At 62.2% G+C, this 25,256-nt stretch carries 22 protein-coding genes and 1 tRNA gene; 10 read left to right on the plus strand and 13 right to left on the minus strand.

Annotated features, from left to right (window positions below; genetic code table 11):
- Nucleotides 1–2 precede the first annotated feature (2 nt).
- The 8 genes from VJ673_RS14300 to VJ673_RS14335 all read right to left on the minus strand — a co-directional run bounded on the left by VJ673_RS14300 (nt 3) and on the right by VJ673_RS14335 (nt 6,817).
- Complete coding sequence (locus VJ673_RS14300) at nt 3–3,515, minus strand: tape measure protein (protein ID WP_324126799.1); 3,513 nt, start codon at nt 3,513–3,515, stop codon at nt 3–5.
- Nucleotides 3,516–3,530: 15 nt separating this feature from the next.
- Nucleotides 3,531–3,731, minus strand: a complete 201-nt coding sequence (locus VJ673_RS14305; protein ID WP_324126800.1) for a hypothetical protein — start codon at nt 3,729–3,731, stop codon at nt 3,531–3,533.
- Nucleotides 3,732–3,766: 35 nt separating this feature from the next.
- Nucleotides 3,767–4,159, minus strand: coding sequence for a phage pre-tape measure protein (locus VJ673_RS14310; RefSeq protein ID WP_324126801.1), 393 nt, complete (start codon nt 4,157–4,159; stop codon nt 3,767–3,769).
- 4 nt (nt 4,160–4,163) lie between these two features.
- A complete protein-coding gene (locus tag VJ673_RS14315; protein WP_324126802.1) occupies nt 4,164–4,322 on the minus strand; it encodes a hypothetical protein in 159 nt (52 codons plus the stop codon).
- Nucleotides 4,322–4,534: a helix-turn-helix transcriptional regulator gene (locus tag VJ673_RS14320; protein WP_324126803.1), complete on the minus strand. Its 213-nt coding sequence runs from the start codon at nt 4,532–4,534 to the stop codon at nt 4,322–4,324. The genes VJ673_RS14315 and VJ673_RS14320 overlap by 1 nt, the downstream gene beginning before the upstream one ends.
- 353 nt (nt 4,535–4,887) lie before the next feature.
- Nucleotides 4,888–5,217: a hypothetical protein gene (locus tag VJ673_RS14325; RefSeq protein WP_324126804.1), complete on the minus strand. Its 330-nt coding sequence runs from the start codon at nt 5,215–5,217 to the stop codon at nt 4,888–4,890.
- 84 nt (nt 5,218–5,301) lie between these two features.
- A complete protein-coding gene (locus tag VJ673_RS14330; RefSeq protein ID WP_324126805.1) occupies nt 5,302–6,543 on the minus strand; it encodes a tyrosine-type recombinase/integrase in 1,242 nt (413 codons plus the stop codon).
- Nucleotides 6,544–6,742: 199 nt separating this feature from the next.
- Nucleotides 6,743–6,817: transfer RNA gene (locus tag VJ673_RS14335), tRNA-Arg, on the minus strand.
- A gap of 93 nt (nt 6,818–6,910) precedes the next feature.
- Between VJ673_RS14335 and VJ673_RS14340 the strand changes: the two genes are divergently transcribed.
- Nucleotides 6,911–8,821: an ATP-binding cassette domain-containing protein gene (locus VJ673_RS14340; RefSeq protein ID WP_324126806.1), complete on the plus strand. Its 1,911-nt coding sequence runs from the start codon at nt 6,911–6,913 to the stop codon at nt 8,819–8,821.
- 4 nt (nt 8,822–8,825) lie between these two features.
- Here VJ673_RS14340 and VJ673_RS14345 read toward each other — a convergent pair whose 3' ends face one another.
- The 3 genes from VJ673_RS14345 to VJ673_RS14355 form a co-directional block, all read right to left on the minus strand.
- Nucleotides 8,826–9,731, minus strand: coding sequence for a hypothetical protein (locus VJ673_RS14345; protein ID WP_324126807.1), 906 nt, complete (start codon nt 9,729–9,731; stop codon nt 8,826–8,828).
- Nucleotides 9,732–9,750: 19 nt separating this feature from the next.
- Nucleotides 9,751–10,326: a LemA family protein gene (locus VJ673_RS14350; RefSeq protein WP_324126808.1), complete on the minus strand. Its 576-nt coding sequence runs from the start codon at nt 10,324–10,326 to the stop codon at nt 9,751–9,753.
- Nucleotides 10,327–10,388: 62 nt separating this feature from the next.
- Entirely contained in the window at nt 10,389–11,246 is an 858-nt protein-coding gene (locus VJ673_RS14355; RefSeq protein WP_324126809.1) for an HDOD domain-containing protein, read from the minus strand.
- A gap of 188 nt (nt 11,247–11,434) precedes the next feature.
- On the opposite strand from VJ673_RS14355, the gene VJ673_RS14360 reads away from it, so the two are divergent.
- From VJ673_RS14360 to VJ673_RS14370, 3 genes are all read left to right on the plus strand, one after another.
- The gene (locus VJ673_RS14360) at nt 11,435–12,433 is read left to right on the plus strand and encodes an oxidoreductase (protein ID WP_324126810.1); all 999 of its coding nucleotides are present in this window, start codon (nt 11,435–11,437) and stop codon (nt 12,431–12,433) included.
- A 24-nt stretch (nt 12,434–12,457) separates the two neighbouring features.
- The gene (locus tag VJ673_RS14365; RefSeq protein ID WP_324126811.1) at nt 12,458–13,633 is read left to right on the plus strand and encodes a GGDEF domain-containing response regulator; all 1,176 of its coding nucleotides are present in this window, start codon (nt 12,458–12,460) and stop codon (nt 13,631–13,633) included.
- Nucleotides 13,634–13,761: 128 nt separating this feature from the next.
- On the plus strand, nt 13,762–15,654 hold the full coding sequence (locus VJ673_RS14370) for a propionate--CoA ligase (protein ID WP_324126812.1): 1,893 nt from the start codon (nt 13,762–13,764) through the stop codon (nt 15,652–15,654).
- 74 nt (nt 15,655–15,728) lie between these two features.
- Here VJ673_RS14370 and VJ673_RS14375 read toward each other — a convergent pair whose 3' ends face one another.
- Nucleotides 15,729–16,514: a PEP-CTERM/exosortase system-associated acyltransferase gene (locus tag VJ673_RS14375; protein WP_324126813.1), complete on the minus strand. Its 786-nt coding sequence runs from the start codon at nt 16,512–16,514 to the stop codon at nt 15,729–15,731.
- A gap of 243 nt (nt 16,515–16,757) precedes the next feature.
- On the opposite strand from VJ673_RS14375, the gene VJ673_RS14380 reads away from it, so the two are divergent.
- The 5 genes from VJ673_RS14380 to VJ673_RS14400 are packed head-to-tail and all read left to right on the plus strand — an operon-like array spanning nt 16,758 to nt 21,916.
- Nucleotides 16,758–17,645, plus strand: a complete 888-nt coding sequence (locus VJ673_RS14380; RefSeq protein ID WP_324126831.1) for a ThiF family adenylyltransferase — start codon at nt 16,758–16,760, stop codon at nt 17,643–17,645.
- Nucleotides 17,638–18,720 (plus strand): nitroreductase family protein, encoded by a 1,083-nt coding sequence (locus VJ673_RS14385; protein WP_324126814.1) that lies wholly within the window; start codon nt 17,638–17,640, stop codon nt 18,718–18,720. The genes VJ673_RS14380 and VJ673_RS14385 overlap by 8 nt, the downstream gene beginning before the upstream one ends.
- A gap of 27 nt (nt 18,721–18,747) precedes the next feature.
- Nucleotides 18,748–20,382, plus strand: coding sequence for a GMC family oxidoreductase (locus VJ673_RS14390; protein ID WP_324126815.1), 1,635 nt, complete (start codon nt 18,748–18,750; stop codon nt 20,380–20,382).
- Nucleotides 20,379–21,179, plus strand: coding sequence for an SDR family NAD(P)-dependent oxidoreductase (locus VJ673_RS14395; RefSeq protein WP_324126816.1), 801 nt, complete (start codon nt 20,379–20,381; stop codon nt 21,177–21,179). The genes VJ673_RS14390 and VJ673_RS14395 overlap by 4 nt, the downstream gene beginning before the upstream one ends.
- A 38-nt stretch (nt 21,180–21,217) precedes the next feature.
- The gene (locus VJ673_RS14400; RefSeq protein ID WP_324126817.1) at nt 21,218–21,916 is read left to right on the plus strand and encodes a DapH/DapD/GlmU-related protein; all 699 of its coding nucleotides are present in this window, start codon (nt 21,218–21,220) and stop codon (nt 21,914–21,916) included.
- A gap of 78 nt (nt 21,917–21,994) precedes the next feature.
- On the opposite strand, the gene VJ673_RS14405 is transcribed toward VJ673_RS14400, so the two are convergent.
- On the minus strand, nt 21,995–22,912 hold the full coding sequence (locus tag VJ673_RS14405; protein WP_324126818.1) for a PEP-CTERM sorting domain-containing protein: 918 nt from the start codon (nt 22,910–22,912) through the stop codon (nt 21,995–21,997).
- A 704-nt stretch (nt 22,913–23,616) separates the two neighbouring features.
- Between VJ673_RS14405 and VJ673_RS14410 the strand changes: the two genes are divergently transcribed.
- Nucleotides 23,617–25,239, plus strand: coding sequence for a hypothetical protein (locus VJ673_RS14410; RefSeq protein ID WP_324126819.1), 1,623 nt, complete (start codon nt 23,617–23,619; stop codon nt 25,237–25,239).
- The last annotated feature ends 17 nt before the right edge of the window (nt 25,240–25,256 follow it).

The following is a 25,256-nucleotide window of genomic DNA, read 5'->3' on the forward strand; positions in this document are numbered from 1 at the left end:
GTTCATCGCACTCCCAGCAAAGTCCGGATCTGGGCACGTTCCGCGCTCAACACGTTCACGATGACCTTCCGCCCGGCCGGCGTAGCGGCTGCCGCGGAAAGGAACGACTGCGCGTCGACGTAGTTCGTAATGCTCACGTCTTGCGGGCGCCCGCCGTCCCCCTTACCAGCACCGCCCCCACCGTTGAGGATGTTTCGCGGACTGTCGGCCGTAAGCACCTCTTCGTTTTTCTTGAGAATCGTTGCGTATTCGTCAGGTGCCAGGCCGGCGATCCCGCCCGAGTGGTAGCGCGGGGCGTTCTGGAAGACGAACGGGGAAACGGCTCGATTGCGGTTCGACACGTGACCGACGACGCCGCCCGAGTGCTTCACGCTGACCGACTGCGCACCGGCGTTACCAACCGCTGCAAGGTAGGGGTTCCCGGAGTTCTTCAGCGCGTTGAAGATCATCATCTTCAGAATCGCGAGAGCGATGTCCTTGAAGAACTGCGCGAAGATACCGAGCGTCGACGCTGCGATGTCGCGGAAGCCCTGCTTTACGCTCTTCTGCCCGGTCGCGATGTCCATCAAGCCGTCAAAGATGGAGTCGAGCGAACTATTGATCGCCGCCGCGCCCCTCCCGTTTGCATATTTCTGCCAGTTCGCGAACTCGGTTTGTGCCTTATTCGCGCCGGCACTGATGGCGTTCATCTTCGCGATGAAAAGGTCCATCTGTTCCGGGTTTGCGAAGACGGCCGCGTGACTCATCGCCCAATCTCGTGCGGCCAGGGCGGCGGCCTGAATGGCGGGGACAGCTTGCTGGTTGATCTGGTTGATCTGGTCCGCGGCCTGCGTGTCGTCGATCAGGCCGGCTTCCTCTTGGGCGCGGACCGCGGCGATTCTGTCTTTCCGTAGGGTCAGAGTGTCGTTGACCTGTTGCTCAAGGCGATTGAGCTCCTCGGTCGCGTACTTGATTCGCTCGATGTTCTGCAGCTCGGCAACGCCCGCGGCCAGGCGTCCTTTCATGAGATCGGCGGGCGCAGTGTCGCGGCCGTTCGATTTGAGTTCGGCGCGATACTCGGCGATCCGCCGGTAAGTGTCGGCGTACTGCTTTTCGATGCCCGCCAGGCGTGCGTCAAGGTTGAATTTCGAGCGCTTGCCGGCGGCGGCCTCGATGTCCTCAAGCTTGTTCTGCAACGCTTCCTGCTCGTCGAGAAGCTTCTGATTGAACTTGGCAGTAATCTGGGTCTTGAGCTGTGCCGTGGACGCCTGCAAGTGCACCATGAACTCCGCGCCAGCTTCACCGCCCACAGCGCCAATCCGCCGCGCGAGCTTCGCGTATTCGAGGTCGACCGCTTCGAGTTGCTTCGATAGCGTGTCGGTCTGAGTGCGGTCGACCTTGGCGTCCAGCGTTTCAAGCGAGTGTTGAATCGCCTCGATTTCCCGCTCCCGCTTGGCAATCTCCGCGTCGGTCGGTCCGGCGGTCGACTTCCCCTGCTTGATGGTGGGGCGTGCTGTCGGCGCGCCGGCGGTCGAGGGGGCGGAAGCGGCAGCCGCGGGGCGGCGTTCGGCGTCCTTCCACATCTCGAACCCGATATCGCGGATCGCGTTAAGGTCCTTTTCCATCTGGCCGCGGATGTCGGCAACTCGACTGCTTTGCTCTTCATACTTCGCGGTCAGCTTGTCGAGCACCGTCCCAACCTTCGCCGCCAGGTCATCGCGGCCGATCGCTTGGAAGCCCTTCTGCATGACTTCGAGCATCTGCCGAGTGCCCCACGTCATCGTGTTCAGCATCGCGGCAAAGGCGTTCTTCGCATACCTCGGGATCTCCTCCCAAACGATTTGAGCGCCGTACTTGATGCGGGTCCACGACTCATCAAGACCCGTGACCAGGGCTATACCCGCCTTGCGGACGACCTCGAATTCCTCGTTTGCCCACGTACCGATAGACCAGCCTACCAATGCAGCTTGGAGCAGGGCGAACGCGCCACGCATCAGCCCGAGATGTGCAATCGTCAGCTTGCCGTCCGCGATGAGGGTTCGCAGAGCAGCCGAATAGTCGAGCACGCCCGAAACGGCTTTCCCTGCCGCGTTGATCGCCCACAGCCCGGCGAGCGCCTTCAAGACGATCAGCACTTCGTCGGAGTTCTTGAGCAGCCACACAGCGGCATCTGCAGCCGCGGAGAAACCGGCCGCCAGACTTTCGGCGAACTTCTTCCCGTCTTCGGATTGAAGGGCGGCCGTGATGTTCTTCAGCGCATTGGTGAACGCGTCCGCCCAACCGGCGTCAGCAATGGCGCGCTTGAAGTCTTGCACCGCGTTCGTGTATCGGGCCTGTTCCGCGGACGTGCTACGGATCGCCTCGGGCAACTGGTCGGCGACGGTCTCGCGGTACTTCTGCGCGATCGCGACGAGCTGGTCCGACGTGACAAGCCCGTCCTTCATTGCTTTGTCCAGATCCGGGAACTGGTCTTTCAGCGCCTTCGCGGCAATCTGGAATGCACCGAAAAGCCGATCGCCCAACTGGCCGCGCAACTCCTCGGCCTGAATCTTCCCTTTCGATGTGATCTGTTCGAGAGCCTTAAACATGCCGTCCATGTCATCGGCCGACAGGTTCGCCACCCTGCCGACCTCGGCGAAAGCTTCCCAGATATAGCGGATTTCCTGACGATCACGGCCGGCGAGCTTTGCCGCTGCGGCGAACTTCGCGTAACCCTTGGATGCCCGGTCGAATTCGATCCCGATGCGGTCAGCTTGCGCCCGGACGTATTCGTACTCGGCATCGATCGCCGCTTTGTCGTTGCCGACCGACAGAGCAAGCTGATTCTTCACCCCCTCGCGCGATGAAAACGCCTCGATGGAGCCCCCTGCAAGTCCGGCGGCCTGCTGTACTCCGACATACGCGGCAGCCAAGCCAAGCACGGTCGACCGGATCCGTTCCAGCGCGGCGTGAACGTCATTTCCGGCCATACGCTTTTGAGCGGCGCCGGCCTTGTCGATCGCCTCTTCCTGCTGCTTGAGGGCCGTATTGCCATTCAGGATCATGGCCGCCATACGGCTTTGGGCGTCGCCGATCTTCGCCGTGTCGATCCCGTAAGCCCGGAGTTTCCCAGCTGTGGTGTCCACCCGTGTTTGAGCGGCAGCCATCGCAGCGGCAGCCCGGTCGACGGCCGCAGCCAGGCGTATTTGCTCGCGTACCTGCTTTTCCGTGAGCTCGGCGCCCTTCACCAAGGACGCGTCAAACGCCTCTTGCTTCTGGCGTGCTACGTCGAGCCGCTGCGCGGTCTTCGCGAGGGCGGCGTTCTGCGTTTCGAATCGGCGGGACAGGTCGAAAGCAGCGGCGACACCGCGCAACGTGTTTTCGAGTTTCTTGTACCCCGCTTCGAGCTCGACAATGCCCGCTTCACCCTTGTCCGTGGCGGCCCTCTGCTTCTTCAATGCTGCTTCAATGTCTTCGATGTCCTTGGCCGTTTCGGCCAGGACCTTCCGCCCTTCCATTTGCGCTCTGACGCGAATATCGATGTCTTTCGTATCCATTCCTGTACTCCCTGTTCAGTCGCAGCGATCGAGCTGTGCAATCAGCTTCTGAAACTGTTTCCCACTTTTCGAGCTGATGACCGATGCAACAGTCATTTGCTGGATGACCGCATCGAGTCGTTTCCGGCCGGCTTGTCGTTCCCGGACGATCCGCGCTTCGGTCCAGACACGTGCGAGCGGGTATCGCATCGCCGCGGCATGGCCGAATTCGAGCAATAGCGATGCGTCCCGCCGGGTTCCGCGATAGACGGTCAGATACCGTAGTGGTCCGGGACCGTCGACTTCGCCATCAAGATCATCTGGACGAGTCGACGAAACAGCTCCCCCAGGGGCATCTCGATATCCGTGAAAGTGAGCTTGAAGACTTCGGTCAGAAGGCGGCTTTGAATCGCGATCGGCATACGTGCGGCGGTCGGCGCGGCTTCAGGAGCATCGGCCGCGAGGGCGATTACGTCGGCAACCATGGCGGGCGCGGTCGTCGCCAAGGTGTCGATGTTCAACTCCCCGTCGAGCAAGGGTGCAACGTCGTCCCCGTGCGTACGGATCAGCGTGGAAAGGTCATCGACACCGAGACCGCGGACGGTGATGTTTCCGCCGGCAGTCGGGATAGTCGTAGTCGGGATTACGAAATTCTGAAGAGACATGGGGTTATTCCTTGGTCAATTTGCCGACGCTGTTGGGCTTGCCGGCGGGCGAACGGGGGACGGGGTTGGCACGAAGGGCCGGCGCCTGACGGGAGGCATTGCGGACGCCCATGTTGTGCAGTTGGGCGCGTGCCTTGTGGGAAGTGGTGAAGCGGCCGCGCATTACACCGCCTCCTTGATGCCGCGAGCAGCGCAGAATTTCACCAGGCTGTCATGGGGAATTCCGCGCGAATTTGGCCCGAGGTGTATCAATTCGAGCTCGCCGGCTTCGACAAGTCGATAGAGCGTTGTGCGGGAAATGCCGAGCCGCTCTATGGTCGGATTGATCCGATGAAAGAGGGGTGGATTTTGGCTGTAACTGGTTGATGTTTTCATGATGACGCACTCCGGTATATGACGAAGCACTGTGGAACGTGCTGGCATATGTTGGGACGCGTCGCGCTACTCAGTCAACCGTAAGTCATTGATTCAACAGATGGTTGAATTGATGTCTATAGCCTTATTATCGGGGTCTAAACTCACGTATAGCCCTAAGAAATGGCTCTAAGATAATGCGTTCAAAGATCTGGCCTCAGTCTGAGGCGCTATCAGACTTAAGGCATCACAATTTGCCTATAGCGATAGTATTTAGTAATTAAAATATTGAAATGTGGAAAAGATAAATTATCGGAGAGGCAATAAAAAACCGCCTTTCGGCGGTCTCATCAGCTTCCCATGCATCGCGGGCTTTACATCATTTCCTGTTCCAGGCGCTCGAAGAATCCGACCGCGTAACCACGTTCCGCGCCACTATTCGCGTCGTGCATGCTGGCGGTGATTGTTGCAAGGGAGCTGCTTCCCGCCATAGCCGGGTTTTCCCGGCGATACTGCAAATAGAGTTCCGCCCACTGGCGCCCGACGTTGCACGCCTCGTGATAGTTGTCGCTCGGTGGGACGTGCCAGTTCGAACCGCAGTCGACGCCGTTCCATTCGCGACGGTGGACGAATGGCAAATCCGTAAAAGTCGTCAACTGCTTGGTGACGGCTCCACTTTCGAAGGTATGATTTTCTGTAGCCATGATGCAATCCTCAATATTGCGTTGTGGTCAGGGCCGGCGGGGTGTTGGTAGCACCTCGTCGGCCTGCTTTGCCTCGAAGTTCGGTCAGGCTGCCGTATTACTCCGGAACGGAATTACTGCCGCTCCGTGTTCCAGTTGGTCCAGGTAGTCCCCCCATTGCTGCATCATCTTGCGACGCTCTGTCAGGTACTCGGCTTGATGGCTGTACGCCCCGAAGACCTGTTTCCGTTCGCGGTGCGCGAGCTGGCGGTCAATCACTTCGGGCCGATACCCCATTTCGAGGAGGGCGCCCGTAGCCGTTGTGCGGAACCCGTGGCCGGTCACCTCGTCGCCGCTGTACCCCATCGCACGAAGGGCGGAATTGATCGTGCCGTCACTCATCGGGCGCCGCGGGTCGTTGCGATTCGGGAAAACGAGATCCCGGTCTCCCGTAATCGAGTAAATGCGTCGGAGCAGGTCGACGGCCTGCGATGACAGCGGGACAGTATGGGCCTCGCGCATTTTCATCCCGACAAGTCCGCGTTCACGATCCCGTTCGGCCGGCACGATCCAGGTGCCCGACTCAAGGTCAATTTCTTCCCAGCGTCCGCCGCGCAGTTCCCCCGGTCGCAGGAAGGTCAACGTCAGCAAACGGACAGCATGCTTCACAAGGTCGCTCACGCGGACCACTTCGAGCCGGATAAAGAAGTCCCGAAGGTCAGAAGGGTGCAGGGCGGGGCGATGCTTGGCGGGCGCCGTCTTCAGCGCCTTGTACAGTCCCGCCACCGGGTTGTTCTCTGCGCGACCGGTCGCGATGGCGTACAGGAATACATCGCTTGCCCGTTGCCGAACGCGTTTCAATGTTTCGAGGGCGCCGCGGGCTTCGACCTTGCGGAGTGCCGCGAGCAGGTCTGACGCTGTGATCTCGGTAACGGGGCGCCGGCCGATCGAGGGAAACAGGTCTTGTTCGAGGGAGGTAATCACCTTGGACGCATAGTCCGGCACCCATTCGTGCGCCTTCTTCTCGTACCACTCTCGGGCCACCGCTTCGAAGCTGGTAGCCGCTGCGACTTTCCGTGCAACCTTTTCTTGCCGGCGGACTTCGGACGGGTCGTCCCCCAAGTCGAGGGCCCGCCGTGCATCGTCGCGCTTTTGCCGAGCACTTTTCAGCGAGGTTTCGGGGTAGACGCCAAGGGCGAGGGTTTTCCGCTTGCCCGCATAGCGGTAGTCCATTCGCCAATACTTCGCGCCGCTGGACGAGATCAGCAGATATAGACCTTTGTCATCAGCAAGCTTCCGCGGCTTGTCGATCGCTTCGGCGTTCCTACAGGCGGTATCAGTGAGCATCGTCCGTCCCCTGTTGACGGTATACGTGCGCCACGATGGCGTGCGCGTCGAAAAATACCGTCTCGTGTACCGTCAAAATCCATGACATGTGACGGTATCTCCTGATGCACGATGATACACCTGCAGAAACGAAAAAGCCCGCAATTGCGGGCTTTCTGGCCTATCGTGATACAGGGTGATACGCCCTGATGCACTGATTTGGTCCCCTCGACAGGAATCGAACCTGTATCTAGCGCTTAGGAGGCGCTCGTTCTATCCATTGAACTACGAGGAGAAGGAGCGCGCAATTCTATCTGGTTGAAGGCTTATTACCAAGTGGCCTGGGCGGGCCGGTAGAATGCACATCCCCTTCGATGAGTAACAAGCCATGCCTCTGCTGTCGGTCGATAACGCCTGTCTTGCCTTCGGCCACGTCGATCTTCTCGATCATGCCGAATTCCAGCTCGACGCCGGCGAGCGCGTGGCCCTAATCGGTCGCAACGGTTCGGGAAAGTCCAGTCTGTTGAAGGCCTTGGCCGGACAGGGCGCCTTGGATGACGGAACCGTGTGGCGGCAGTCGGGGTTGGTGGTGGCCTACGTGCCGCAGGAAGCGGAGTTTCCGCGCGATCGCGACGTGTTTACGACGATCGCCGACGGGCTTGGGGACGTTGCACGTCTTCTCGTCGACTACCATGCCGCGATGCATGCCGTGGCGGAGTCAGCTGACGCGGACGCGCTCGCCCGGCTCGATGCGCTTCAGCATGCCGTGGAGGCGGCCGATGCGTGGCGGCTCAATCGTCGCGTGGAGGAAGTGATCGAGCGGCTCGCGCTGCCCGGCGAGGCACTCATATCGAGCCTCTCCGGCGGCGGTATAAAGCGCGTTGCGCTGGCGCGGGCGCTGGTTGCCGAGCCGGACCTGTTGCTGCTCGACGAGCCGACGAACCACCTCGATATCGACGGCATCCTTTGGCTCGAGTCGCTGATTCGCGAATTCCGCGGTGCGGTCGTCGTGATCACCCACGACCGCGTGTTCCTGGATAACGTTGCAACCCGCATCGTCGAGCTCGATCGGGGCACCTTGCGCAGCTATCCGGGCCGTTTCAGCGACTATCAGCGCCGCAAGGCCGAAGAACTGGAGTCCGAGGGGAAGGCCAACACGCGCTTCGACAAGGTCCTCGCGCAGGAAGAGGTCTGGATTCGCAAGGGCGTCGAGGCACGCCGTACCCGCAATGAAGGGCGCGTGCGGCGTCTCGAAGCCTTGCGCCGCGAGCGGGCCGCGCGGCGCGAGCGGCTGGGCAGCGTCAAATTTGCGGTCGACAAGGGGGACCAGAGCGGGCAGCTCGTCGCCGAACTGACCGACGTGACGAAGCGTTTCGGGCCGCGGACGGTGGTACGCGATTTCTCGACGCGCATCATGCGCGGCGACCGCGTCGGCTTGATCGGCCCCAACGGTGCGGGCAAGACGACGTTGCTCAAGCTGATCCTCGGTGAGCTCGAGCCCGACGAAGGGACGGTGCGCCGCGGTACGCGCCAGAGCGTCGCGTATTTCGACCAGCTGCGTGCGCAGCTCGACCCCGAGCTCGCGCTGACCGAGGTGATCAGTCCGGGATCGGATTTCGTCGAGATCGGCGGCGAGCGCAAGCACGTGATCGGCTACCTCGGCGACTTCCTGTTCGCGCCGGAGCGGGCGCGCTCGCCGGTGAAGTCGCTTTCAGGCGGCGAGCGCAATCGTCTGCTGCTGGCGCGCCTCTTCGCGCGTCCGGCCAATATGATGGTGCTCGACGAGCCGACGAACGATCTCGACATCGAGACGCTCGACCTCCTCGAGGAACTCCTTGATGGCTACGACGGCACGCTCTTTCTCGTCAGCCACGACCGGGCCTTCCTCGACAACGTCGTCACCCAGGTGATCGCGGCCGAAGGCGACGGAAGCTGGGGGGAGTATGCGGGCGGCTATGCGGATTGGCAGCGCGTCAAACAGGCCGAGGCGGAGCGCGAAGCCGAGCGGGCGAAGGCGGTTTCCGCGCCCAAGGCGCAGTCCGCGGCCGCGCCCGCAAAGCCTGCTGCGCGATCAAGCAAACTGTCGTTCAACGAAAAACGCGAACTGGAGGCGCTGCCGGAGCGTATCGCGGCGCTCGAAGCGGAACAGAGCAGCCTGCAGGCCCGCATGGGCGATCCCGCTCTCTATCAGCAGGCGCCGCAGGAAGTTGCGCGGATCAAAGCTCGCCTCGACGAGCTCGACCTTGAGCTCGAGGGCGCGATGGACCGCTGGGTCGAGCTCGAAGGACGCCAGGGCTGAGGCTTCAGAACAGGCGGCTGTGTCCCTGGTACCAGGCCGCTGCGGCTACAGCGCCGAGAAATACGGCGAGATGAAAGGCTGACCACAGGCGATAGCGCCACGCGAGCGCGTTCGGGTTCAGGTCCGATATCAGGTATAGCGAGCCGTTACCCGGTTTGCGCACGACGTGGCACTCCGCGGCGTTGAGGGCTTCGTCGCGCAGCTTGATCGCTTCGCGTCGCGCCTGGCTGCGCGCGAGGGCCCATTCGCGCATATCGATTTCGCCGTTGCCGTCGAGATCGAAACGTTGGAGCAGGCTTTTTCGATCCGATTTCCAGTGATCGAGGAGTTCGCGGACCTGGCGTGAGATGTCAAAGTCGGGGGAAATGCTGCCCAGCGTCGCGAAGTCGCCGAGTAGGTATACGCGGTCCTGGGTGATGAGGCTCCACTGCGTGTGCCGCGTATCTCCCTGGTGAAACACTTCGCTGCGGCTGACCATCATGTCGGCGCCTTCGGGATCGACCGCGCACATGCCGCTGCCGTCGTCGAGCAGGAAGGACGCATCGCTTTCGTCCGTGCCGACGTGATGCCATTTGCCGTCGCTGCGGCGTTCTTCGGTCTTGACCCGGTACCACAGCACCGGCAGGCCATTGACGGGTGACAACAGCGGAGGGCCGTCGAGCGGGCGTCCGCGTCCGCGCAGCTCGACGTAACCTTGAGCGGCGGAGGCGACGCGGGATGTCGGCGTGTCGGTGATGATGCGGACGGTGCGCAGCGAGCGTGCCCAACCGTACAGGCCCGAGCCGAGCAGCATGCCGAGCGCCAGCACCCAAGGCCAGCCGGGTGGAGTCTTGATGATAATGACGACGGCGATAAGCTGCAGTGCCGGCAGCGTGACGTTGGCGATGTCGCGGCGCAGGTGAGTCAGCATCCGTGCTTCAGGTGGCGAATCAGGCGCTGAAGAGCGCCTTCAGGTCGACGTCGGCCTTCTCGACGGTCGCGAATTCCAGCAGGGGCTTGGCCTCGAACTGGAACGCACGGGCGATGAACAGGTCAGGGAACTGTTCGATGCGGACGTTGTGCAGGTTGACCGACTCGTTGTACCACTCGCGCCGGTCGGCGATGCTGTTTTCGAGCGCCGTGATGCGCGACTGGAGCTGCATGAAGTGCTCGTTCGCCTTCAGTTCCGGGTAGGCCTCGGCAACCGCGAAGATTTGCCCGAGCCCCACGCGCAGCATCCCCTCGGCCTGTCCCAGCGCGCCGACGTCCCGTTGTTCGCGTGCGCTCGCAACCCGGGCGCGTGCTTCGGTGACGCGTTGCAGGGTCTTCTGCTCGAACTGCTTGTACTGCTTGCAGACCTCGACGAGCTTGGGCAGCTCGTCATGCCGCTGCTTGAGCAGCACGTCGATGTTCGCCCACGCCTTCGAGATGTTGTGCTTGAGCTGCACGAGTCCGTTGTAGGCCACGACGGCATAGAGCACGCCGACGACAACGACGCCGAGCAGCACGGCTGCGGAAACGCTCATGGTATCTCCCTCCCCACTTATCTTTCTATTCGCGCTGCATCATACCAAAGCATGTCGGAAGTTCAGGTCGCGGGAGGAACGAAGCGGAAGAGTTCTTCCTGGGGAACCCCCAGCCGGGAAAGCAGGGTTTCGCGGTTCAGGCGCACCAGCCTTTCGATCTCTGCGATATCGTCCGGCAGCGCGTCGTTGTCCCAGCCGTTCGACAGATGACGTGCGAAGTTTGCCGCGAGCACGACGTTTCGCACGCGTGGGTGATCGGCGAGCGTCTCGTCCATCAAGTTGGTCAGCAACTCGGGCAGCTGCCACGTTCGCACCAGGGCGAACAGGATCTCCTGCGCCGTTGTCCCGAACACCGCACGCTGGGCATCGGGGCTGCGCAGCCAACGGTCGCCGCGTTGCATGTCGTAGACCCGCTGGGTGAGGTTCGGAGCGGCGATCCAGCACAGGATTTCCACTGCCTCCTGCAGAAGCGCGGCGACGGTGATCTCGTCGACGTCCAGGTCGTGGCGCAGGATCGCCCAGTCGCGGGCGTAGTGTGCGGCGCGACGGGCGCGGCCGATGACCTTCAGTACGCCGACCAGCGCCTTCGGATGTGCGACGAGCGTGTCCTCGACCGTCGGCATGTTGGCGAAGCGGTCGAAGAAGGGCGCCAGACCCATCATCATGATCGCGCGGTCGATCGTCGTGATGTCGTGATTCTGTTTGGCCGGGCGATTGGCCTGCAGCGTCGTCAGCAGCTTCATCGTCATCAAGGGATCGGCCAGCACGACTGCGGCCACGGCCTTGGCGCCCAATCCTTCCTGCCGGTCGCGTTGTGCAGCCAGTTCCTTGACCGTGCGTCGCAGCACCGGAACGTCCTGCGTGGACATGAATTCGACGTAGGCCGCGACCGAGGGAAGAGGAGTGTCGATGAAGCCCATGGTGGTAACACCGTGTGTCGATGAAACGATTATCGGCTTCGGGGCGTGGGAAATGAAGGGGGAATTTGGGCGAGGGTGGGGAATCCGCCGCGCTTTCGCCGGGGCCTTGCGGTGAATTGGCTATAATCGGGCAAAAAACCACGACGGCGTCGTCGGCAGGCGCCCGCAACCGCACAGGAGAACGGCCCGTGACTGCACCATTCAAAGCGTTTCTGATCGATCAGGATGAAGGCAAGAAAGTCGTCAGCGGCATGGGGACGCTCGATCGCGACGGACTTGATGCCGGCGAAGTGCTGATCAAGGTGCATTACTCGAGCATCAACTACAAGGATGCGCTGGCGGCGACCGGCGCAGGAAAGATCATCCGCCGGTTCCCCTGCGTCGGTGGCATCGACCTGTCCGGTGAAGTCGTCGACAGCGTGGACGCCCGTTTTCGTGCCGGCGACAAGGTCATTGCCACGAGCTTCGATATCGGCGTCGCCCACCACGGCGGCTACGCGGAATACGCGCGTGTGCCGGCCGGCTGGGTTGTTCCGCTGCCGGCGGGGCTGGATCTGCAGGAGGCGATGGCCTTGGGCACGGCGGGTTTCACCGCGGCGCTCGGCATCGTACGCATGGAAGACAACGGTCTTGCGCCGGCCAACGGCCCGGTGGTCGTCACCGGTGCGACGGGCGGCGTCGGCGGGCTCGCAATCGACATGCTGTCGCAGCTCGGTTACCACGTCGTTGCGCTGACCGGCAAGGAATCGGAGTCCGACTACCTGAAGATGCTCGGCGCGGCCGAGATCCTGCTGCGCAATACCATCGACTTCGACAAGGTGCGGCCGCTCGAAGCGGGTCGCTGGGCGGGTGCGGTCGACAACGTCGGTGGGCAGATCCTGCACTGGATTCTCGCGACGATGAAGCAGGCCGGTACCGTCGCGAGCATCGGCAATGCAGCGAGCTTCAACATCAGCACGACGGTCTTTCCGTTCATCCTGCGCGGCGTGAGCCTGCTCGGTGTCGATTCGGGCTATATGGGATTCCCGACGCGCAAGAAAGTGTGGGACCGGCTCGCGACCGACCTCAAGCCGAGGCATCTGGCTGCCGTTACCAGGACCATCGCGTTCGACGAGCTCCCGGCTGCGTTCGACGCATTCATCAAGGGTGAGGTCAAAGGTCGCACGGTCGTGCGTATCGGGGCCTGATCCGCAGCAAGAGGATTCCGCAGCATGAGCGAGCAGCAGCCATTGCCCAAGGTGCTGATCGTCGACGATTCGCGCATGGTGCGGGCGTCGATCATCAAGCTGATACGGGGCCGCTTCGAATTCCGCGAGGAAGCCGATGGCGAAGCGGGTTGGCAGGCGCTGCTGGTCGACCCGACGATCGAGCTCGTGCTCACCGACATCGGGATGCCGCAGCTCGACGGCTATGGCCTGCTGGAGCGCATCCGTGCCTCGGCGCTGTCGCGCGTCCACGAGCTTCCGGTGATCGTGATCTCCGGCGAGGAAGACGATAGTGCGCGTGAACGCGCGCGCAAGCTCGGGGCCAACGACTTCATCACCAAGGGCATCGGCGCGACCGAGTTGATCGCGCGCCTCGACTCTCTGACGCGGCTCGCGCAGACCACCCGCGAGCTCGAGGCGAGCCGCGCCGCGCTCGCCAAGCAGAGCCCTGTCGACCCGGTCTCCGGGCTTGCGACCGAATCCTATCTGAACTGGCGCGGCGAGCAGGATCTCGCCCTCGCACGGCGGCAGAAGGCGGATCTGAGCGTACTGGTGCTGGAAATCGACCGTTACGACCAGCTCACTGCCCAATATGGGGCACATGTCGCGCAGCTTGTCACCCGCAAGCTGTCCGGCATCCTGTCGACCAAGGTGCGCAAGGAAGATACCGTCACGCAGATGACGTCGTCACAGTTCGTCGTGCTGTCGCCGAGCACCGATCTTGCGGGGTGTGCCGCCTTTGCACTGCGCATGCAGAAGGTCCTCGACAAGCTGGTGATGACCTATCGCGAGGACCGCATCCGCATCAGCATTACGGTCGGCGTCGCGAGTTCCAATGCCGACGGGGTGCAGACCGTCAGCGAACTGATCAACGTCGCGACGGCGCGAACCGGCAGCGGCAAGCAGGCTGGCGGCAACCGTGTTGTCGGCGATCAGGGCGAGATCACGCAGGCGATGGTGGATCGCCTGCGGCAGCAAGTCGTCAGCATCGACCAGGCGTTGGTGCAGGTCGGGCAGGGCGACACCGAAGAAGTCGTTGCACAACTGCCCGCGGTGGTTGCGACGCTCATGCCCTTGTTGCGTCTGATCGAGGCGCAACTCGGCTGCGGGATTCCTCTCGATCGTCTTAGTCTCTACAATCCCAATTCCGCATCTGGCGACGACGGCACTCAGAAGGCCTGAAGCCGGAGCGGTCAAAATAATTACAAAGCGGTAACAAGGTGGCGCGGCGCAAGGCTCCGCAGTCAGGACCTGTGCCGGAAGTCACTGTCATTCAAGTAATGCAGGGATCATTGTAGGGAGAGGAACCCATGTCCAAGTACCAGGCATTTCATCGCCGTTCCATCGAGCAGCGCGACGAGTTCTGGGCCGAGCAGGCCAGGCTCATCGACTGGAACAAGCCCGCCGAGCAGATCTGCGACTTTTCGAAGCCGCCGTTCGTGAAGTGGTTCAAGGGCGGCGAAACCAACCTTTGCTATAACGCCGTCGATCGTCATGCGGCCCAGCGTCCGAACGATCGCGCGCTGGTCTACATCTCGACCGAAACCGACGAAGAGAAGGTCTATTCGTTCGCCGAACTGCAGCGCGAAGTCGAGCGCATGGCGGCGATCTACCAGGACCTCGGCGTCAAGAAGGGCGACCGCGTCCTGATCTACATGCCGATGATCGCCGAGGCGGCCTTCGCGATGCTGGCCTGTGCCCGCATCGGCGCGATCCACTCGGTCGTCTTCGGCGGCTTCGCTGCAGGTTCGCTCGCAACTCGTATCGACGACGCGAAGCCGGTGCTAATGGTGAGCTCGGACGCCGGCATGCGTAACGGCAAGCCGGTGCCATACAAGCACCTCGTCGACGAGGCCTGCAAGCTCGCTGAATTCCCGCCGAAGAACGTGCTGATCGTCGATCGCGGCTTGGACAAGGGTTTCCCGAAGGTCGAAGGGCGTGACGTCGATTACGCGACGCTGCGCGCGAAGCACATGGACGCCAAGGTCCCGGTGACCTGGCTCGAATCGTCCGAACCGAGCTACATCCTGTACACCTCCGGCACCACCGGCAAGCCGAAGGGCGTGCAACGCGATACGGGCGGCTATGCCGTCGCGCTCGCCGCGTCGATGAAGCACATCTTCACCGGTGACGCTGGCGAGACGATGTTCTCGACCTCCGACATCGGCTGGGTCGTCGGTCACAGCTACATCATCTACGGGCCGCTTCTCGCCGGCATGGCGACGGTGATGTACGAAGGTACGCCGTTGCGCCCCGATGCCGGCATCTGGTGGCAGATTGTCGAGAAGTACAAGGTCACGGTGATGTTCTCGGCGCCGACCGCGGTGCGCGTGCTGAAGAAGCAGGATCCGGCCTTCCTGAAGAAGTACGACCTGTCCTCGCTCAAGCATCTCTTCCTCGCCGGCGAGCCGCTCGACGAGACGAGCCACAAGTGGATCATGGACGAGCTGGGCATCCCGGTCGTCGATAACTACTGGCAGACCGAGACCGGCTGGCCGATGCTCGCCATTTGCCGCGGCGTCGAACAAAGCGACATCAAGCTCGGTTCGCCGGCCTTCCCGGTCTACGGCTACGACCTGCGGATCTTCCGTGAGGACGGCACTGAGTGCGGCGCCAACGAGAAGGGCATTGTCGGCATCGTCCCGCCGCTGCCGCCGGGCTGCCTGTCTACTGTTTGGGGCCAGGACGACCGCTTCGTGTCGACCTACTTCAGCACCTTCGCCGATCCGGTGATCTACTCGTCGTCCGACTGGGGCATCAAGGACGAGAACGGCTATCACACGATCCTCGGCCGCATGGACGACGTGATCAACGTGGCCGGTCACCGGCTGGGCACCCGCGAGATCGAAGAGGCGATCCAGGCGCATACCGCGATCGCCGAAGTGGCGGTCGTCGGCGTCGCCGATCAGCTCAAGGGCCAGATGCCGATGGCCTTCGCGGTAGTGAAGGACGCGTCGCGCGTCGACAGCCCCGAAAAGCGCGTCGTGCTCGAGAAGGAAGTGATGAAGACCGTCGACAACCTGCTCGGCGCCATCGCGCGTCCGGCGCGTGTGCACTTCATCTCCGGCCTGCCGAAGACCCGTTCGGGCAAGATGCTGCGCCGCTCGATCCAGGCGCTGGCTGAAGGCCGCGATCCGGGCGATCTGACGACGATCGACGATCCGACCACGTTGGAGCAGATCCGCGAGGCGCTGGTGGGCTGAGCGTTCAGCGAACCCAAATGAAAACCGCGCCGGATTCGGCGCGGTTTTTTTTCGTCCCTATTGCCTCAGGTCCGTCACGTGCCGGTTTGGGTGGCAGAGGGGGACTCGACGGGCGCTTCGCCTTCGTAGCCCGCTTCGATTTCCTCGTGGATCGTCCGCCACATCGGCTTGAGGAGGAAGCGCATGCCCTTGATGATGCTTTGCACGTCCATCATCGACGGGATGCGGGTACCGCGATGCTCGACCGGTCCGCCGATCTGTCGTACATCGACGCCCAGCTTCGCGAAATGAGCGGCGAGGCGCGGTTCAGTGAGAATGAAGAGCGTCTCGATCCCGCTGCGCGCCGCGAGCGCGATCGCGCCCAGGTAGAGCCCGATCGGGATGTACGGAAAGCGCGGGTGGATCACGCTGCCGAAGTCCTCGTCGTGCACTGGCACCGCTTCAGCGTGTTCGCCTTTCCGGCGTCGGAAAGCCGCGCGTACCGCCAGGCGCGAAACCTCGGCGATGCGGTCCCGGTCCAGACGTGCGGGATCGATGATCGAGCGGTCGATCGTCGCCGCGCAGGTCCTTTCGAAAGGGAGCAGGTAGTCCGGGTCGTTCGTTCGGGCAAGGACGACGCGCGTGCAGCCCACTGGGATCTTCGCTTCGTTCGCGGTTCGCAGCAGGCAGTGCAGGCTGTGGGCGTCGTGCTCATCCATCTCTCGTCGATCCGGACGGACGGGTTCGAAGCCGAGCTCTTCGCAATACACTTCGTGCCGCACGCGATACACCGCGTCGCGCAGCGAGTCGTCGGTGGCCGGGTAGATTTCGAAGTATTTTCTGAAACCGTGGCCAAGGTTGAAGCGGTCGAACAGAAGCAACGGTATTCTCCTCGTTCTGTTGCCGGCGTATGTATCGGGACGGATCGCCCCTGGGCCTCTCCTGGCGGGCCTTAGGCGGGCCCGCGTGAACGCGGTAGGTGCTCGTTAATCATAGTCCAAGTTGGTATCCGCGGGGGTGTGTGAAATTGCCGGGAAATGGTGATCCGCCATCCAAAAATGGCTGTTTCTCTATTGGCATGGATTCTCTATGATGTTGTGGAGGACACACCATCAGGGAGAAGCATGGTGAGCACCTTCGACTACGATGCGGCATTTGCGCGCAATCTCGGCTGGGTCACTGAAAAAGAACAGAAAACGCTGCGGCAAAAGCGGATAGCGATCGCCGGCATGGGCGGTGTCGGGGGCGTGCATCTCACGACCCTCGCGCGGCTTGGTATCGGCGCCTTCAACATCTCGGACTTCGATACCTTCGACCTCGTCAATTTCAATCGCCAGGCGGGTGCGACGATGTCCGCGTTGGGTCGCCCGAAGGTCGACGTTCTGGCCGAGATGGCACTCGAAATCAACCCGGAACTGAAGATCGAGCGTTTCCCGGAAGGAGTGTCGGAGGCGAACCTCGATCGCTTCCTCGACGGCGTGGATCTCTATGTGGATGGTCTCGATTTCTTCTGTTTCGAAGCGCGCCGCGCGACCTTCGCTGCATGCCGGCGAAAGGGGATTCCGGCCATCACCGCCGCGCCGCTCGGCCTCGGGGTCGCGTTCCTGGCTTTCATGCCGGATAGCATGAGTTTCGAGGATTATTTCCGCCTCGAGGGATGTGCCGAATGGGAGATGGCGATCCGTTTCCTGCTCGGGTTGTCGCCGGCAATGCTGCAGCGCCCCTATCTTGCCGATCAGTCGCGGGTGAATCTTGCCGAGCATCGGGGTCCTTCCACCGTCGCCGCATGCCAGCTATGTGCCGGTGTCACCGCTACGGAAGCGCTGAAGATTCTCCTCCGGCGAGGACCTGTGCGTCCGGCGCCGTGGGGCTACCAGTTCGACGCCTACCGCAATCGTCTAGTGCGCACCTGGCGTCCGGGTGGAAACCGCAATCCGATCCAGCGGCTCGCGCTGTGGATCGCCCGCGGGCAGTTGCGGCGTATGCAGGGCGGAGGCCAAGGCCGTGGCTGATCGGGCGACGCTGATGGAGATTCTCGATCTGGCGCGCTGGGCGCCTAGCGGGGACAACACGCAGCCGTGGCGATTCGAGATCGTGGACGACCGGCAAATTGCAGTGCACGGGTTCGACACCCGCGATCATGTCATCTATGACCTGGACGGTCGTGCCAGCCAGATCGCCCACGGCGCCTTGCTCGAGACCCTGAGGATAGCCGCGACGGGGCATGGGCTGGCTGCCCGCTGGTCGCTGAGGCCCGGGTCTTCGGACAGGGCACCGATCTACGACGTAGTGCTCGAGCCGGCTGCCGATATCGCTCCCGACCCCTTGATCCCGTCGATACGCAAGCGCGCCGTTCAACGTCGCATGATGAGCGCGCGGCCCCTCTCGATCGAGGAGAGGCGGGAACTGGTGGAGGCGGTAGGACCGGATCACTCTGTTCTGATGTTCGAGTCGCTGTCTGATCGCTTCAAGGTGGCGCGCCTGCTGTGGAACAACGCGCGCCTGCGGCTGACCTGCCCGGAAGCCTACCAGGTGCATCGCGACGTAATCGAATGGGACGCGCGCTTCAGCGTCGACCGCATTCCGGACCAGGCCGTCGGCGTCGATGCGATGACGGCGAAGCTGATGCGATGGGTGATGCAGAGTTGGGAGCGTGTCGATTTCTTCAATCGATACCTGTTCGGCACCGTGGCGCCGAGGATCCAGCTCGATTTCCTCCCCGCGATGGCGTGTGCTGCACATCTGTTGCTGCTGCCGCGCAAGCCTCTTCGAAGCATCGAAGATCACGTCCATACCGGCGAGGCGATGCAGCGGCTGTGGCTCACCGTGGATGCCTTGGGCTTGAACCTGCAGCCGGAGATGACGCCGGTGATCTTTCGCTGGTATGTGCAGGCGGGCCGTTCCATTTCGGCAACCAAGGGCATCGACGAGGGCGCCGTCCGGCTCGCTGCGTCCTTCGACGCGTTGGCCGGTGCCGACGCGACGGCGCCCTTTGCCTTCTTCTGCCGCGTCGGTGCCGGTGCCGGGGCGAGCGCTCGTTCCCTTCGCAAGGAACTGCGCGACCTGATGCTGTCCGCGCGGCCATAGTACGGGACGGCATTCACGAGGCGTCGAATGAATGACATCGATCTGGACGGTAGCGAGTGGGACGCCGTCATCGTCGGGACCGGCATGGGTGGCGCAACCTTCGGCTACGCTCTGGCGCGGGCGGGCTGGCGGGTCTTGTTTTGCGAACGGGGGCGTTCGTCGCTTGCCGACCGCGATGCGCTGCGCGATGTCTATCCGGAAATGCGCTTCGGAGAAGGGGGGCGGGGCGAGCACGACGTGCTGAGCGCGGCAGGGCGCTATGTGGTGCCGATCGACGATCTGTCCTCGGGGCGGTCGAAGCGCTTCCTACCCTTCATGGGCATGGGGACCGGCGGCTCGAGCGCTCTGTATGGAATGGTTCTCGAACGCTTCTTCCCGGCGGATTTCGAGCCCAGGCGGCATTATCCGGATGCTGACGGCTCCGCCTTGCCCGAGCGCTGGCCTATTGCCTACGCTGATCTTCTGCCTTACTACGAGGCCGCGGAGCGCCTCTATCGGGTTCGTGGCACGCGCGACCCCCTGCGTCCCGAGGCCTCGACGCAATACGCCGAGCCGCCTCCGATGTCCGCTGCGGCACGAGAGCTCAGCGAGAGTCTCGCTACGCAGGGCTTGCATCCCTACCAATTGCCGCTCGCATGCGAATACGTGGCCGGATGTCGTGGTTGCCAAGGTTATCTTTGCGGGTCCGGGTGCAAGAACGATAGCGCCCGAGTGTGTCTGGCGCCGGCGCTGGCGGAGCATGGAGCCCGACTGGTCGATGAATGCGAGGTCGTACGGATCGAAGCCGACCGTGAGCGGGTAAGCGCCGTCGTGTGTCGGCGGCGGGGAAAGGAATTTCGGGTGTCGGGCCGCGTCGTCGTCCTGGCTGCGGGCGCGCTGGCTACGCCGTCGCTGCTGCTGCAGTCCCGAAGCCCGGATTGGCCGGACGGTGTGGCAAACGATTCGGGCCTCGTCGGCCACAATCTGATGCGTCACTTCATCGATTTGTACCCGATCTTTACGAAAGCCCAGCCGGATGCCGAAGGGAACGCGAAGGAGTTTGGATGCAATGATCTGTACCTGGCCCACGGCGTGAAGCTCGGGGCCATCCAGTCTTTCGGGAAGCTGCCGCCCGGCGCGATGATTGCGAACGACCTGCAGCGCGACCTGCGCCAGCAGGTGCATCCCGCAGCCGCTGCCGCCTTCGGGCTGGTGAAGCCGATCATGCGCCCCATTTTTGACCTGCTGTTCTCGCGGGCGACGATATTGGCGACGATCATCGAGGATCTTCCCCAGGCAGGAAACCGAGTCCTTCCGCCCGCCGGCGGGAGCGAGGCCATATCCATTTCATATCGCGTGAATGCGCGCGAAGGAAATCGCATAGAGAGGATGCGCGAACATATGAAGACGCTGCTGCGGCCGTATCGGCACCTGCTTATCAAGCAGGCCGAGAACAATGAGCGGATCGCGCACGCCTGCGGTACTTGCCGTTTCGGCGACGACCCCAGATGCAGCGTGCTGGACGCCAATAATCGTGCACACGGCTTGGCGAACCTCTATGTGGTTGACGCGTCCTTCTTCCCGTCGAGCGGTGGGACCAATCCGGCGCTGACCATCGCGGCGAACGCGCTACGCGTGGCTGACCATCTGCTCGGCGAGACCGGGGCGAAGGCGGGGGCATGAAGCTCGACGAGATGCGCGGGGCGTGGGCGTTGGTGACCGGGGCGTCGTCCGGGATCGGCAAGGAATTCTGCACGCAGTTGGCGGGGAAGGGCTTGAACCTCGTTCTGGTCGCGCGGCGCGAGGACCGGCTGCTGACGCTGGCTGCCAAACTCGAGCAAGACTTCGAGGTCCGCACGCTGGTGATCGTGCAGGACCTCAGCGCCGCCGATGGTGCGAGCTGCGTCGTCGGGCGCGTGGCGTCGGCCGGCATTCATATCCGGTTGCTAGTGAACAATGCGGCCTTCGGCCGCTGGGGACGTTTCGAGGACACGCCGTCAGCTGCCTATCGCGACATGCTGACTACGAATACGACCGCGCTTGTCGAGCTCACGCACGCCCTGCTGCCCGATCTCGCGGCGGGTGCGCCGAGCGCAATTATCAACGTCGCGTCGGCCGCCGCGTACCAGCCGGTTCCCTATATGGCCGTCTACGCGGCGACGAAGGCCTTCGTGCTCAGCTTCAGCCAGGCGCTGCACGGCGAATGGTGCGACCGTGGCGTGCTCGTGCAGACACTGATTCCCGGCGCTACCGACACGGAGTTCGACGAAGTGGCCAAGGCCTACGCGAGTGCAATCACGGCGCGCGGTTCCGCGGTCGATGTGGTTCGCGATTCGATCCGCGGGTTGGAGCTCGGATCGGCCGTCGCCGTGAATGCCCCGGGGACTTTCAAGCAGCGGATGTTCGCTGGCCTTTTCCCCCCGAAGTTCGTCATCTCGCAGGTCGCGAAGATGTTCGGGCCACCAAACGATCGGGCTTGATCCCGCTCCTGCGACCGCATCCTCCGGAGTGCCAAACCATGCGCAAGATTACGCTCGCCCAGAGTCTATGTTTCCTCGTCCTGCTTTTCGCAGCCTGCGCCCTCGGCATCGGCACCACGATGCTGCTCGTGGGAGGGCTCCCACTCGGGGACTTCCGTGGCGTCACGCTGGTCGCAGCGGCGATCGTGCTGATCTACGCCTTCGCGATCGCGCTGCATCGAACCTTCCTGTTCTTCGTCCCGCTGCGCCCGGGCTACCTCGCTCCGGGGTCGAGAGAGGAGTTCGCGTACCACGTCTATCTGCTCTGTTACCTGGTGCTCTTCCAGCCCCTGACGCGCGGCCTGTTTGTGCCGGTCCCGTTGATGCGGGTGATCTATCTCGCGTTGGGCGCACGTCTCGGCACGAATAGCTACAGTGCCGGCACGATCCTGGACCCACCGCTCACGAGCGTCGGCGACAACTGCATCATCGGACATGATGCAGTCATGTTTTCACACGCCGTCGAAGGGGACGATCTCTCCCTTGCACCCATTGTCATCGGCCATAATGTCACGATTGGCGCGAAGGCGGTTATCCAGCCGGGTGTGGTGATCGAGGACGGCGCGATCGTTGCCGTGAATGCGGTCGTATCGAAGGGAACGCACATTGCGGCCGGCGAATTGTGGGGCGGAATTCCTGCGCGCCGCATCAGGGAAGCGGGCGCCGGACCGGACCGTCGGAATTCCTTACGCAGTTGAACGAGCCGGTTCGACACAAAAAAACAGGAACCCCCGAGGGGGCTCCTGTTTCCGCGTGATTTAGCCGGTGGCGGTCGTTCAGGCGGCTTCGATGCGACGGCGGCGGTTCAGGAAACCGAGTCCGCCGAGTGCCACACCGATCAGCGCGAGCGTGCCAGGTTCCGGAACGGTGATCGAACTGTTCGCATCCGCCTGGAACTGGAAGTTCAGGTCGGTGCCGCTGTTCTGCGGGCAGCCGTTGCAGGTGCCGATGTTGTGGGCCAGATCGCCGTTCGCGATGCCGTTCGAGGAGAACAAGGCAGACGGATCAACCTGCCTGAACGGATCGACCAGCGACGAGTTGATCGCAGTCGTGATCAGGTCGTTGAGATTGAAACTCGGGAAGAAGGCGGCGTCCCAGCCCGTGATCAGCCAAGTCAGGTCAGTCGATCCGGAGCCAACGACCGTCGACACGCCCGGATAGTTGTTCGTGCCGAACTGGTCAAACTGAACGGTTCCCGCCGCCGGGTTGACCGTAAAGTTGGAGCTTTGAACCGACTGAAGCGTACCCTGGAGAACCAGTTGTCCCGTCGTGAAACCCGTGCCGGCAAGGTTATTGCCGTTGGTCGGTGTCGCATAGATCCGGAAGAAGCTCGTTGTGTTCGGCGTGACCGCAAAGGTCGCATTCAGGCCGCCGTTCGTGACGGTCGCAGTCTCGAAGAAACCGGCCACTGCGGTGAAACGGAAGCCGCCGACGCCGCTGGTGTACAGGATGTTGTTCCCGTCAGTCAGCGTGCCCAGGTTTGCCTGGTAGAGCAGCTGCACTACATCGCCGGTTTGCAGGCCGCCCGACGGATTGCCGCTCACGGCGAGGGCATTGCCCGGCAGCCAGTCGAGAGTTGTTACTCCGTTAATTGTACCGCCTGCGGCTCCGCCGTTGACGTCGACCGTAAATGCCTGCGCCGAACCAGCCACTGCGCAGAGAATGCTTGCTGCTAGGATTGTCTTCTTGAACATGATGTGTATCTCCCGCTTCTTAACCAGCCACCGGCATCACGTAGAGTTGCGCCGCGATGTTCCTGACTAGCTTGTAGCAGTCCCCGTGCCAGGAAACATAAAACGGTTTAAAAACAATGGACTGATGCTGATTATCGGGCGCTTCAGAGACTGACTCGGCGGTGACTGTAAAGTTTTTCGACGGTCGAGTGCGTGATCGCGATTGAACGGTTGCCGGGCCGTGGGGTGCGTGGCCAGTATGACTGCGACGACGGCGTTGCATGGGAAGACAACCATGTCCAAAGCGTGAAATGGATGTCATGGCTAGCACGTGGAGGCCATCCAGTTAGTAGAGGAAGACCTCTTCGAAAGCAGCTGTACCGGGGAACCGGGATGTCTCCTACGGCGGCGGGGATAGGGGGATCTCAGTCCTTTCGGAGGGGCGATGAGCGTGACCTGTGGCACGGCTCCTTCAAAAATACCATTTGAATGTGATGAATTGCCGCGTCAGAGGCCTCTTCGTCTGTTCGGGAAATTTTACACATTCACAGGAATGGGCCTTCATTCAACCTTGTTTTTCGGTCTATCAGGTTGATAAAAAAAGCATTTATTCGATCTGGTGCGAAGCATGCTTGACAGTGTACGTCTCCCGTTGCATGGGATTCGTGGCGGTTGCGCGTTAGCCCGGCAGATGTTTGCCAACACTGAAATCAGCGGAGGTTCCCATGAAAGTCCCAAAAAATATGCGTCGCACGGCTATTGCGCTGGCGCTCTGTGCACAAGGGGCATTCTCGTTTGCGGCAGATCCCATCATCTTCGACCCTACCGGGCAAGGCCTCGGGGCTGGGGCGGGTGGCATTGAATTAGGGATGTTCGACTGGCTGCCGGCCAATGCCCTTGCGGTCAACGGCAATCCTGCGGGCGGGTTGAATGTCGGAAACATTATTCATCTGCTTTCGCATGCCAAGCTTGGCGTGATCGTCGATTCCAACGGTGATTTGCACGCCGTGCCGGGGGGCGAGATTACTTTCGTCGCGGGGTTTGGCGAGGCCGTCAATACGTTTGACCCCACGGCGACCGGGTCCACCGTCACTTTTGTATATAACAACTCGGGCTCGAATTTCTTCGAGATCTGGTGGAGTCCGACGGCCGATTCGAACATGCTTGCCGGCACTGGGTTTAACACCGGGCAGGCTGGCACCAAGCGCATCCTCTACGGCGTCGTCACCGATAGCACCGGCGACTACAGCGGTGGCAGCCCGATCGTCACCCTGGATCAGTTTGGCCCGAACAATTACTCCGGCATTCAAACCATCACCGGATCGGGCAGTACGCAGTTGGCAGGTGTGATCATCAGCGCCGACCCGGCCTACTTTCCCGGGCTGACCCAGGCGCAAATCGACGCTATGAAGGTGTTCTTCAATACGTCTACCGTGACGCCATACAGGCAGACGAATCCTTCGGCAAAGTTCGTCGACTATGGCGTTGTCGGCAACACGGTGACCATGAGCGCTACGACCGTCGGGTCGATTAACGGCGGGCCCCATGGCGGCGCAGATCTGCACTTCGTGCTGCAATCGGACGCGAACCAGCGCTTCGAGCAGGGTGAGGTCGTTGAAGGCTCCTGCCGGGTGACCTACGGCGGAAACGACAAGAATGGGAACGTGGACCCGGTGAAGTTCGGCAACCCGGAATGCAGGTCCGACCCGAACTTCGGCACCAATTGCTATACCTTCGGTGGTCAGGTCGGTGCGCCGACGACCGACAAGACGAAGGGTGGACCATTCGGCGAGCACGAGCATCATCAGAAGAGCGGCGACGCAGGAGATTTTACCTTCCGTGCCGGAACGCACAGTGCACCGAAGAACACTCGGATCACCGATACGGCTTGCAAGGACCCGGGCGCGATCAAGCCGGCCGAAGCGAATGCGAAGTTCAAGCAGATCGACTTCGAGGGGACGGGATCGTTCTCCTTCCCGAACAATGCGGCAGGTACGCAGGCTAAGAATTATCTGAAGGCCCACGGCGCGCCGTCCGACATCGCTAGCGACAACGTGAGCACCAAGACTTACTACTTCCGCGTAGACATGGTGGACTCGGGTGAGCCGGGCAATCAGGCCAACCCGAATGCGACCGCGCAGTGCGCGAGCTTCCTCGCGGCCGACCAGAACAATCCGCTGGCCACCCCTGACCCCTTGCTGCTCGACTATGTTTCGACAGGCGCGGATTGCCAGGACGTCTATCAGATCCTGATCTGCCCGAGTGATCAGCCTTGCGACACGCCGATGTATACGGTGCGTGGCTTCCTGACCGGCGGCAACATCCAGATGCACAAGGTCATCAAGTAAGTACAAGCCTTTCTCCC

Source organism: Aromatoleum sp. (assembly GCF_035254505.1).
GTDB lineage: Bacteria > Pseudomonadota > Gammaproteobacteria > Burkholderiales > Rhodocyclaceae > Aromatoleum.

Bases quoted from the DNA above. Each gene is read 5' to 3' on its own strand.
- VJ673_RS14365 (WP_324126811.1), top strand. From the start codon at position 12,458: ATGAGCGAGCAGCAGCCATTGCCCAAGGTGCTGATCGTCGACGATTCG.
- VJ673_RS14340 (WP_324126806.1), top strand. From the start codon at position 6,911: ATGCCTCTGCTGTCGGTCGATAACGCCTGTCTTGCCTTCGGCCACGTC.
- VJ673_RS14380 (WP_324126831.1), top strand. From the start codon at position 16,758: ATGGTGAGCACCTTCGACTACGATGCGGCATTTGCGCGCAATCTCGGC.
- VJ673_RS14350 (WP_324126808.1), bottom strand. From the start codon at position 10,326: ATGAGCGTTTCCGCAGCCGTGCTGCTCGGCGTCGTTGTCGTCGGCGTG.
- VJ673_RS14330 (WP_324126805.1), bottom strand. From the start codon at position 6,543: ATGCTCACTGATACCGCCTGTAGGAACGCCGAAGCGATCGACAAGCCG.
- VJ673_RS14345 (WP_324126807.1), bottom strand. From the start codon at position 9,731: ATGCTGACTCACCTGCGCCGCGACATCGCCAACGTCACGCTGCCGGCA.
- VJ673_RS14410 (WP_324126819.1), top strand. From the start codon at position 23,617: ATGAAAGTCCCAAAAAATATGCGTCGCACGGCTATTGCGCTGGCGCTC.
- VJ673_RS14400 (WP_324126817.1), top strand. From the start codon at position 21,218: ATGCGCAAGATTACGCTCGCCCAGAGTCTATGTTTCCTCGTCCTGCTT.
- VJ673_RS14315 (WP_324126802.1), bottom strand. From the start codon at position 4,322: ATGCGCGGCCGCTTCACCACTTCCCACAAGGCACGCGCCCAACTGCAC.
- VJ673_RS14395 (WP_324126816.1), top strand. From the start codon at position 20,379: ATGAAGCTCGACGAGATGCGCGGGGCGTGGGCGTTGGTGACCGGGGCG.
- VJ673_RS14370 (WP_324126812.1), top strand. From the start codon at position 13,762: ATGTCCAAGTACCAGGCATTTCATCGCCGTTCCATCGAGCAGCGCGAC.
- VJ673_RS14320 (WP_324126803.1), bottom strand. From the start codon at position 4,534: ATGAAAACATCAACCAGTTACAGCCAAAATCCACCCCTCTTTCATCGG.
- VJ673_RS14390 (WP_324126815.1), top strand. From the start codon at position 18,748: ATGAATGACATCGATCTGGACGGTAGCGAGTGGGACGCCGTCATCGTC.
- VJ673_RS14405 (WP_324126818.1), bottom strand. From the start codon at position 22,912: ATGTTCAAGAAGACAATCCTAGCAGCAAGCATTCTCTGCGCAGTGGCT.
- VJ673_RS14300 (WP_324126799.1), bottom strand. From the start codon at position 3,515: ATGGATACGAAAGACATCGATATTCGCGTCAGAGCGCAAATGGAAGGG.
- VJ673_RS14325 (WP_324126804.1), bottom strand. From the start codon at position 5,217: ATGGCTACAGAAAATCATACCTTCGAAAGTGGAGCCGTCACCAAGCAG.
- VJ673_RS14355 (WP_324126809.1), bottom strand. From the start codon at position 11,246: ATGGGCTTCATCGACACTCCTCTTCCCTCGGTCGCGGCCTACGTCGAA.
- VJ673_RS14310 (WP_324126801.1), bottom strand. From the start codon at position 4,159: ATGTCTCTTCAGAATTTCGTAATCCCGACTACGACTATCCCGACTGCC.